Here is an 8556-nt window from a genome sequence, read left to right on the forward strand (position 1 = left end):
GCTTGGCGGCAGCCGCCACGTCTTTCTTGGTTTCGGAGAACAGCAGCAACGGCGCGATGCGTACGTACTCCATGACTTCCATATAGTCGGTTTCGCCGTCTTCGGACTCTTCCAGGGCGTCTTGCACCTGGGAAATGGCTGCAAGATCCTGCAGCACTTCAGTGGCCTCGGTGCTCAGCATGCTACTGTCGCGGCAGTTCAAGCCAAAACCACTGAGGAAGCCCTGGCACCATTGGCCCAGTGCCGCGGCGCGTTCGGTCAGCGGAGCGTCGTCGCTCGGCAGCAACAGGACAACGGTCACGTCGTCGCCGGTGAGTTCACCCTTGACCATCTCCTGCAGGCCGATCAAGGCCGCGCGGACGTTGTCCTGGGGCTCGCTTTCGAGCAGTTCGGCGGCGTCGATCAGCCAGCCTTCGGCGTCGAAACCGGCGCCGGCGCAGCTGCGGCCGAGCAGCAGCCCGTGCAGTTCGGCAGGCGAGACGTTATGGCCGCTGGCGGTCAGCAGGGTGGCGAAGCCTTGGTACGGGGAATTCTGAATGGTCATGGGCAGCTAGGCGCCAGACGGCGCTATGTCTAGAATGAAGGCCTTGTATCCTACATCGACAGACTCGCCAAGACTATTAAAGGCTGTCCGCCAGCTAACCCGTCAGACACAGTGGACCATATGGAAGACACCGACCTGCAAGCGCTGATGGCCAGACTCGAACTGCTGATTACCCGAGTCGAGCAACTTAAGAGCCAAAACGGACTCTTACTAGCTCAGGAAAAGACCTGGCGCGAGGAACGCGCGCACCTCATTGAAAAAAACGAAATCGCCCGGCGTAAGGTCGAATCGATGATTTCGCGCCTCAAGGCCCTGGAGCAAGACTCATGAGTTCAAGCAATAGCGTCACTGTGCAGATCCTCGACAAAGAATATTCGATCATCTGCCCCCAGGAAGAACGCAGCAACCTGGTGAGCGCCGCTCGCTACCTGGACGGCAAGATGCGCGAAATCCGCAGCAGCGGCAAAGTCATCGGCGCCGATCGCATTGCCGTGATGGCCGCGCTGAACATCACACACGACCTGCTGCACAAGGAAGAGCGACCGGACATCCAGGCCAGCGGTTCGACCCGCGAACAGGTGCGCGACCTGCTTGATCGTGTCGATCTGGTGCTTGCCACTGATCCGGATGTCACCAAAGGCTGATTCGCGTCACCGCTTGCGGTATACTCTCATCACTCCCTGGGGTGCTTGCCAGTTGGCGATGTCCCTGAGCCGATTTGCTATACCCTGGAGGTCGCACGTTGGGCTGGTGTGCATGTCCGCTAGACGGAAAGCCTTAAAGCCTACTGCGTCTTCCACCTTGAACTTTCGGGTTCAAGGGCTAAGTCGACAGCGGTACATCCGGGGAGCCTGATTCCAGTCCGATGCCGGTTTAAATACCGGCATCGGCGTTTTTACAGCTCTGCTTTTCTACAGATACGCTTTACGAAAGCGTATAGCCGAAGCCCGAATCCATGACCGAACCTGCGCTGCTCCCTCGACCGCAACTTCGACGCATGCTGCGCAAGGCCCGCCGCGCACTGACACCCAGTCAGCAGCGCCAGGCAGCTCGCGGGCTGTACAAGCAATTGGCCCAGCAGCCGCTGTTCCGCCGCGCCAAACACATCTCTCTTTATCTGCCCACCGACGGCGAAATCGATCCGCGCCTGTTGCTGCGTGCGGCGCAACGTCGGGGCAAGGCCACCTATCTGCCGGTGCTCAGTGCCTGGCCGCGAACCAAAATGGTGTTCCAGCGCATTCGCCCCGGCGAAAAACTCAAGCCCAACCGCTTCCGTATTCTCGAACCCCGACACAACCTCGCCCGGCAACGCAAAGTCTGGGCCCTGGATCTGGTGTTGCTGCCATTGGTGGGGTTTGACGATGTCGGCGGGCGCCTGGGCATGGGCGGCGGCTTCTATGATCGAAGCCTGGCCTACCTGGCACGCCGCAATGACTGGCGCAAGCCGACGTTGCTGGGGCTGGCCCACGAATGTCAGAAGGTCGAGCGACTGGCTCAGGCGAGCTGGGATGTGCCGTTGCAAGGAACGGTGACGGACAAGGCCTGGTATTACGCAGGCTAGACGCCACCGAAATCAGCGGCGTCGAAAAGCAGGGATCAGCGCTTGAAGGCGGTCGACTGTTGCTGCAAAGGTGAGATCTCGACCGGTGCATCGGTCTTGTTGACCCACAGGCTTTGGGCATAGCCAGTGGTCACGACGCCGAGGCCGAACAAAATGACCAAAATCCATAGTAAATCCGGTTTGCGTTTCATCGATTGCCCCCCAAAGGCATATCAACACGATGACAGCAGCGGTTTCCGTTTGTAGGCCGTGCAGCAGCGTCAAGCTTGAAAGGCCGGCATTTTGCGACAACGTGAACCTGCACGCAAATGATGGCGCCAACCGACTGTCGGTTTGTCATAAAATTGCCTGACAACCTCTCCACCCACCTCGCAAGGAGCCAAACCATGGCCTATTGGCTGATGAAATCCGAGCCCGACGAACTCTCGATCAAAGGCCTGGAGCAGCTTGGCAAAGCGCGCTGGGACGGGGTTCGCAACTATCAGGCGCGTAATTTCTTGCGCGCCATGGCGGTGGGGGACGAGTTCTTTTTCTATCATTCGAGCTGCCCGGAACCGGGGATTGCCGGGATTGGCAAGATCGTCGAAGCGGCGTACCCGGACCCGACGGCGCTGGAGCCTGAGAGCCATTACTACGACCCCAAGGCAACCCCTGAGAAAAACGCCTGGAGCGCGATCGATGTCGCGCATGTGGAGACGTTTACCAGGGTGTTGAAGCTGGATTACCTGAAGCAGCAGGCAGCGCTGGCGGAGATGCCGCTGGTGCAGAAGGGGTCGAGGCTGTCGGTGATGCCTGTTACAGCAGAGCAGTGGGCGGCGGTGATTGCGCTCAAGCCGTAAGAATTGCTGCGATCTTCCAAATGCCTTCGCTGGCAAGCCGGCTCCCACAGGGTTCTGCGCTGAACACAACGTTGTGTTTCACCTCAAACCTTGTGGGAGCTGGCTTGCCAGCGATGAGGCCCGACAGGACAGCGAAAGCCTTACTGGATAATGAGGTTATTGAACAACAAATCCTCAACCACCGGCTCGCCAGTTTCATCATTCATGATCTGCTGGGTCTGCTTCAGGGCTTCCTGACGCAGCTTTTCCTTGGCCTCGACATTGTTCATCGTCTCAGTGGTCTGCTGGGCAAACAGCGCCACCAGTTGATTACGGATCAGCGGTTCGTTGGCCTTGACCGCCTTGGTCGCCTCGTCACCGGTCACACGCAATGCCACATCAGCCTTGTAGACCTTGAGCTTCGGCGTGCCATCCAGCCCGTAGTTCCCCACGAACGGCGGGCTCAGGGTGACGTAATTGACCTTCGGCGCCGCCTCTTCCTTGGCCTCTTCGGCCACCGCTGTCACAGACAGGGACAGGCCCAGCAACAACATGATCCACGCTTTCACAATTCGCTCCTTATCCGGTTTGCGGCCTAGCATAACCACCCGCCACGCCAGTACAAGCTTATGGCTGACTATCAGTGCCGGGCATGCTCGTTGACCCGTCGACTCTCACACCTACACTTATCGGCCATCACTCCCAAAGGAATAGCCCTGATGAAAGCCGTGCTGTGCAAAGCCTTCGGCCCTGCCGAATCGCTGGTGCTGGAAGACGTCGCCAGTCCTGTCGCGAAGAAGAACGAAATCCTGCTGGAGGTGCACGCCGCCGGGGTTAACTTCCCCGACACGCTGATCATCGAGGGCAAGTATCAATTCAAACCGCCCTTCCCGTTTTCCCCGGGCGGTGAAGCGGCCGGCGTGGTCAGTGCGGTGGGCGAAAAAGTCAGCCACCTGAAAGTCGGTGACCGGGTCATGGCCCTGACCGGCTGGGGCAGCTTCGCCGAACAGGTCGCAGTGCCGGGCTACAACGTGATGTCGATCCCGCCCACCATGGACTTCAACACCGCCGCCGCCTTCAGCATGACCTATGGCACCTCGATGCACGCCCTCAAACAGCGCGGCAACCTACAACCCGGCGAAACCCTGCTGGTACTCGGCGCCTCCGGCGGTGTCGGCCTGGCGGCAGTGGAAATCGGCAAGGCCATGGGCGCCCGGGTAATCGCCGCAGCCAGCAGCGCGGAAAAACTCGCCGTGGCCAAAGCGGCAGGCGCTGATGAACTGATCAACTACAGCGAAACCAGCCTCAAGGACGAAATCAAGCGCCTGACCGATGGTCAGGGCGCCGACGTGATCTACGACCCGGTGGGTGGCGACCTGTTCGACCAGGCCATCCGCGCCATCGCCTGGAACGGCCGCTTGCTGGTGGTCGGTTTTGCCAGCGGACGTATTCCCGAACTGCCGGTGAATCTCGCACTACTTAAAGGCGCAGCGGTGCTCGGCGTGTTCTGGGGCTCGTTTGCCCAGCGTCAGCCGCAGGACAACGCCGCCAACTTTCAGCAGTTGTTTGGCTGGTTTGCCGAGGGCAAGTTGAAGCCGCTGGTGTCGCAGGTGTATCCGCTGAGCAATGCTGCGCAGGCGATCAATGATCTTGGCCAGCGCAAGGCCGTTGGCAAGGTGGTGGTGCAGGTTCGCTGAGCCCGCCACACGGTCTGGACTCCCATCAATGGTGTCCAGACCGCCCCAAACTAAAGCAACTTGCGAATATCCTCCGGTAAAAACCTCACATACCTGGAAACCGGGTTGTTCATGCATTCCCTGACAATGATCGGCACCTTCCTGTTCATCTTGGCTATCAGCGCCAGGCGCCGCTCGTTAGGCAACGTTGTCGTGGAGAACGCATTCGATAGATAAGCACGGGTGTAGTAGAACGCAGTGGTATCAGCCCAGGCGTGCTCCGGGATGTTGACCGTGACTTCGTTGAGATCGCGACACTTCAGTTTCTTAAGCCATTCATTGAGATGAAGTGGTGGCGCTGAATCGAATCCAAAGATCATCGGCGCAATCACTTCCTGCTCGGCAGGCTTTTCCCCCCCAACCGTCCATGGCTTGAATCGCCACTGCTCTATCGCAACCCTGGTCGCCTCGGCCAGATCATGATGGTCGCTTTGCAAAATGCTTACCTTATTGACTGAGCCATCGGCATGGACCGTAAACCTGACCCGGACATCACCGATGATCCCGGCCCGTTGCAGCGCCGGCGGATAAATCGGCTTGGGGTTGTATTCCGGTATCAGGAATACCTCACCCGCTCCGCTTTCAGCAGACAACATCCACAGCAGCACCACACACATAACCCTCCACATAACGCCTCCCCTTCTTACCCTGCATCGCCAGACCTGGCCGCTACACAAAAGGGTAAAGATCGAAGGCATTGGGCTGAAGGTCATGGCTTCCGGTAACTGCGCAGGACATTTCCCAAATATCCGCACTACTTCGGACGGTGCATGCGCATCAAAGCGGTAGCGGGAAATCTTCCTACACCGCCCTTCATTTACGCGTAGGCGACATGTTCATAAAGGAACGCTCGCTTTCCAACATTTCCGCTATTTGGTCGATGAGAACCGGTGCTATTTTCGGTAACGAAACTGTAACATTCGCATCCGCAGTCAAAACAAGAAATTTGGAGCTCTTGAATGTTTGCTTTCTTTCGTCCTGCCGCACATCAGGCTCCACTGCCTGAAGAAAAAATAGACAGCACCTACCGACGCCTGCGCTGGCAGATCTTCGCCGGTATCTTTATCGGTTACGCCGGCTACTACCTGCTGCGCAAGAACTTCTCCCTGGCCATGCCTTATCTGATCGAAGAGGGCTACACCCGTGGGGAGCTGGGTGTGGCGCTGTCGGCAATCGCCATTGCCTATGGCTTGTCCAAGTTCCTGATGGGCATCGTTTCCGACCGCTCCAACCCGCGCTTCTTCCTGCCGTTCGGCCTGATGGTCTCGGCGGCGGTGATGTTCACGTTCGGTTTTTCGCATTGGGCGACGTCCAGCGTGACCATCATGTTCGTCCTGCTGTTCATCAACGGCTGGGCGCAAGGCATGGGCTGGCCGCCGAGTGGGCGGACCATGGTGCACTGGTGGTCGCAGAAGGAACGCGGTGGCGTGGTGTCGCTGTGGAACGTGGCGCACAACGTGGGCGGCGGCTTGATCGGCCCGCTGTTCCTGATCGGCATGGGCCTGTTCAACGACTGGCACGCGGCGTTCTACGTGCCGGCGGCAGTGGCCATGGCGGTCGCGGTGTTTGCCTTCATCACCATGCGCGACACCCCGCAATCGGTCGGCCTGCCGCCGATCGAGAAGTACAAGAACGACTATCCGGAAGGCTACGACGCCAGCCACGAAGAAGAATTCAGCGCCAAGGAAATCTTCGTCAAGTACGTGCTGCGCAACAAGATGCTCTGGTACATCGCCCTGGCCAACGTCTTTGTCTACCTGCTGCGCTACGGCGTGCTGGACTGGGCACCGACCTACCTCAAGGAAGCCAAGGGTTTCACCGTGGACAAGACGTCATGGGCGTACTTTTTCTACGAATGGGCCGGTATTCCGGGCACGCTGTTGTGCGGCTGGATGTCGGACAAGATCTTCCGTGGCAACCGTGGCCTGACCGGCATGGTGTTCATGGCATTGGTGACTGTGGCGACGCTGGTGTACTGGCTCAACCCGGCCGGCAACCCGACGGTCGACATGATCGCGCTGGTCTCTATCGGCTTCCTGATCTACGGCCCGGTGATGCTGATCGGCCTGCAGGCACTGGAACTGGCACCGAAGAAAGCCGCCGGTACGGCTGCGGGCTTCACCGGTCTGTTCGGCTACCTGGGCGGTTCGGTCGCGGCCAGTGCGGCGATGGGCTACACCGTGGACCATTTCGGTTGGGATGGCGGTTTCGTCTTGCTGATCGGTGCCTGCCTGCTGGCGATGGCCTTCCTTGCGCCAACGCTGTGGCACAAGCAGGTCGCCAGTCAGAGCCGCGAAGCACTCGCTTGATCATCCTTTGATTTACAACGCTTGAGCCGCGCCTCCAGATTCCGGTCTGGCATGGCGTGGCTGCGCAGGGCGTGGGCGGTCTGCTCGACATAATCGCGAGTAGTGCCGTAACGCCCGCAAGCGTTTTCGAACACGTGGCTCAGTACGTGATCCGGCAAGTTGCCGGCATAGCTGGGCAAGTGCCGCTCCAGGACAAATCCCAATGCCTGAACCTTGCTGCCGTCTTCAAGCCGGCAGTTGAGCCAGTGTGGGCGATAGGATGGAAACGGCATCTCGCGCTTCCAAAGCGCATACAGTGACGCGTCCAGCTGTTCTTCCGGCAAGCGATAGGCGAAACCGCTGCAAGAGCCGCCGCGATCCAGACCAAATACCAGCCCGGGCATTTCCGGCGTGCCCCGATGCTCATGGGACCACAGGTACAAACCGCGATGGTAGCCATGCACTCGCCCGCGAACGCGCTCGACTGCCGTGCACTCCGGGCGCCAGATCAGCGACCCATAGGCGAACAGCCACACCGGCCCGCCTTGGTGGCGCGCCATGGTCGACTGCATCGAGCTGAGCAATTGTTCGTGCGTGAGTTGCGGCCCCAGATCGAGCTGCGGGGGGTAGGACAGGTTCAAAAACGAAGATTCAATGGCGCTCATGGCGAATAGCGTTCAGCTCCCCGCGAGTAAACAGTTACTAAATAGAACGCACCGCTGTAGCAATAAGGCACATATGTATTCAAGTAAATGAAGCGCCTTGGCGCCACTCTTAATTAATTACTTGAATGAGATATAACCTACCGACATTTATAAGATTTTATAAATACCGATCGGCTATATACGGAGTTATAACAGGAAAACTGTAGGAGCTGCCGCAGGCTGCGATCTTTTGATCTTCAAGACAAGGTCAAAAGATCGCAGCCTGCGGCAGCTCCTACATGGGCAGGATCAAGATCGCGGCTCAAGTCCGCGGCGCGTACGCGAATACATCGGCGCGCATCTGGTGCGCGTCCATCCCCGCCTCAACCAATGCATCCAGGGTGCCGTAGACCATGGCTGGCGAACCACTGGCGTAGACATGTAGGGCCTTGAGATCGGGAAAATCTTCGCACACTGCTTCATGCAACATGCCGCAGCGCCCCTGCCAGCCACATTGATCGCTGACGACTTTATGCAGGAACAGATTGGGCAGTTTCAGCCACTCATCCCAATGCTCGACTTCATAAAAGTCTTCAGGACGACGCACGCCCCAATACAGATGCACGGGATACTTGAAGCCTTCTGCACGGCAATGTTCGATAAGACCATGGACCTGGCCCATTCCAGTGCCCGCGGCAATCAGCACCAGCGGACCGTCCGGCAACTCGGCCAGGTGCGCATCACCGAACGGCATGTCGATGCGCACCATGGCGTTGCGCTGCAACTGCTCGATCAGGTTGAGCGCACTGGCTTCGCGTGCCAGCACGTGGATTTCCAGATCACGCCCACCGGAGGGAGCCGAGGCCAGGGAGAAGGACGACTTCTCGCCATTGTCGCGATGGATCATCAGGTACTGGCCCGCGTGATAACGCGGTGGCTTGCCGGCGGGGGCCCGCAGCCGCACC

General features: G+C 58.9%; 12 protein-coding genes and 1 other RNA gene. 7 read left to right on the plus strand and 6 right to left on the minus strand.

From position 1 onward, the window contains the following. Positions 1-544, minus strand: a 544-nt coding sequence (locus PMI35_RS28905; protein ID WP_008055227.1) for a YecA/YgfB family protein, incomplete at its 3' end; no start/stop codon positions are given. Between the two features lie 120 nt (positions 545-664). On the opposite strand from PMI35_RS28905, the gene PMI35_RS28900 reads away from it, so the two are divergent. The 4 genes from PMI35_RS28900 (at position 665) to PMI35_RS28890 (ending at position 2105) form a co-directional block, all read left to right on the plus strand. Beyond that, positions 665-874 (plus strand): TIGR02449 family protein, encoded by a 210-nt coding sequence (locus tag PMI35_RS28900; protein WP_007982902.1) that lies wholly within the window; start codon positions 665-667, stop codon positions 872-874. Further along, positions 871-1188, plus strand: coding sequence for a cell division protein ZapA (locus PMI35_RS28895; protein WP_008055229.1), 318 nt, complete (start codon positions 871-873; stop codon positions 1186-1188). The genes PMI35_RS28900 and PMI35_RS28895 overlap by 4 nt, the downstream gene beginning before the upstream one ends. Positions 1189-1218: 30 nt before the next feature. Beyond that, a non-coding RNA gene (gene ssrS, locus PMI35_RS33385) (6S RNA) lies at positions 1219-1397 on the plus strand. Between the two features lie 102 nt (positions 1398-1499). Beyond that, the gene (locus PMI35_RS28890; RefSeq protein WP_032831317.1) at positions 1500-2105 is read left to right on the plus strand and encodes a 5-formyltetrahydrofolate cyclo-ligase; all 606 of its coding nucleotides are present in this window, start codon (positions 1500-1502) and stop codon (positions 2103-2105) included. Positions 2106-2140: 35 nt separating this feature from the next. On the opposite strand, the gene PMI35_RS34885 is transcribed toward PMI35_RS28890, so the two are convergent. Then, on the minus strand, positions 2141-2296 hold the full coding sequence (locus tag PMI35_RS34885; protein ID WP_008055235.1) for a hypothetical protein: 156 nt from the start codon (positions 2294-2296) through the stop codon (positions 2141-2143). Between the two features lie 195 nt (positions 2297-2491). Between PMI35_RS34885 and PMI35_RS28885 the strand changes: the two genes are divergently transcribed. Beyond that, positions 2492-2944 (plus strand): EVE domain-containing protein, encoded by a 453-nt coding sequence (locus tag PMI35_RS28885; RefSeq protein WP_008055236.1) that lies wholly within the window; start codon positions 2492-2494, stop codon positions 2942-2944. A 140-nt stretch (positions 2945-3084) separates the two neighbouring features. On the opposite strand, the gene PMI35_RS28880 is transcribed toward PMI35_RS28885, so the two are convergent. Further along, the gene (locus PMI35_RS28880) at positions 3085-3492 is read right to left on the minus strand and encodes a flagellar basal body-associated protein FliL (RefSeq protein WP_008055237.1); all 408 of its coding nucleotides are present in this window, start codon (positions 3490-3492) and stop codon (positions 3085-3087) included. Positions 3493-3642: 150 nt separating this feature from the next. Between PMI35_RS28880 and PMI35_RS28875 the strand changes: the two genes are divergently transcribed. Next, entirely contained in the window at positions 3643-4620 is a 978-nt protein-coding gene (locus tag PMI35_RS28875; protein ID WP_008055239.1) for an NADPH:quinone oxidoreductase family protein, read from the plus strand. A 50-nt stretch (positions 4621-4670) separates the two neighbouring features. Here the strand turns inward: PMI35_RS28875 and PMI35_RS28870 are convergent, their stop codons facing one another. Continuing rightward, a complete protein-coding gene (locus PMI35_RS28870; protein ID WP_157295538.1) occupies positions 4671-5276 on the minus strand; it encodes an energy transducer TonB in 606 nt (201 codons plus the stop codon). A 342-nt stretch (positions 5277-5618) separates the two neighbouring features. Here PMI35_RS28870 and glpT point away from each other — a divergent pair, with 342 nt between their 5' ends. After that, a complete protein-coding gene (glpT, locus tag PMI35_RS28865; protein ID WP_008055241.1) occupies positions 5619-6968 on the plus strand; it encodes a glycerol-3-phosphate transporter in 1350 nt (449 codons plus the stop codon). Here the strand turns inward: glpT and PMI35_RS28860 are convergent. Beyond that, complete coding sequence (locus tag PMI35_RS28860; RefSeq protein WP_008055242.1) at positions 6944-7612, minus strand: gamma-glutamylcyclotransferase; 669 nt, start codon at positions 7610-7612, stop codon at positions 6944-6946. The two genes, glpT and PMI35_RS28860, sit on opposite strands and share 25 nt — an antisense overlap. 301 nt (positions 7613-7913) lie before the next feature. Beyond that, a partial coding sequence (locus PMI35_RS28855) for an NAD(P)H-flavin reductase (protein WP_032831318.1) occupies positions 7914-8556 on the minus strand: 643 nt, incomplete at its 5' end.

This window comes from Pseudomonas sp. GM78 (assembly GCF_000282475.1).
Classification (GTDB): Bacteria; Pseudomonadota; Gammaproteobacteria; order Pseudomonadales; family Pseudomonadaceae; genus Aquipseudomonas.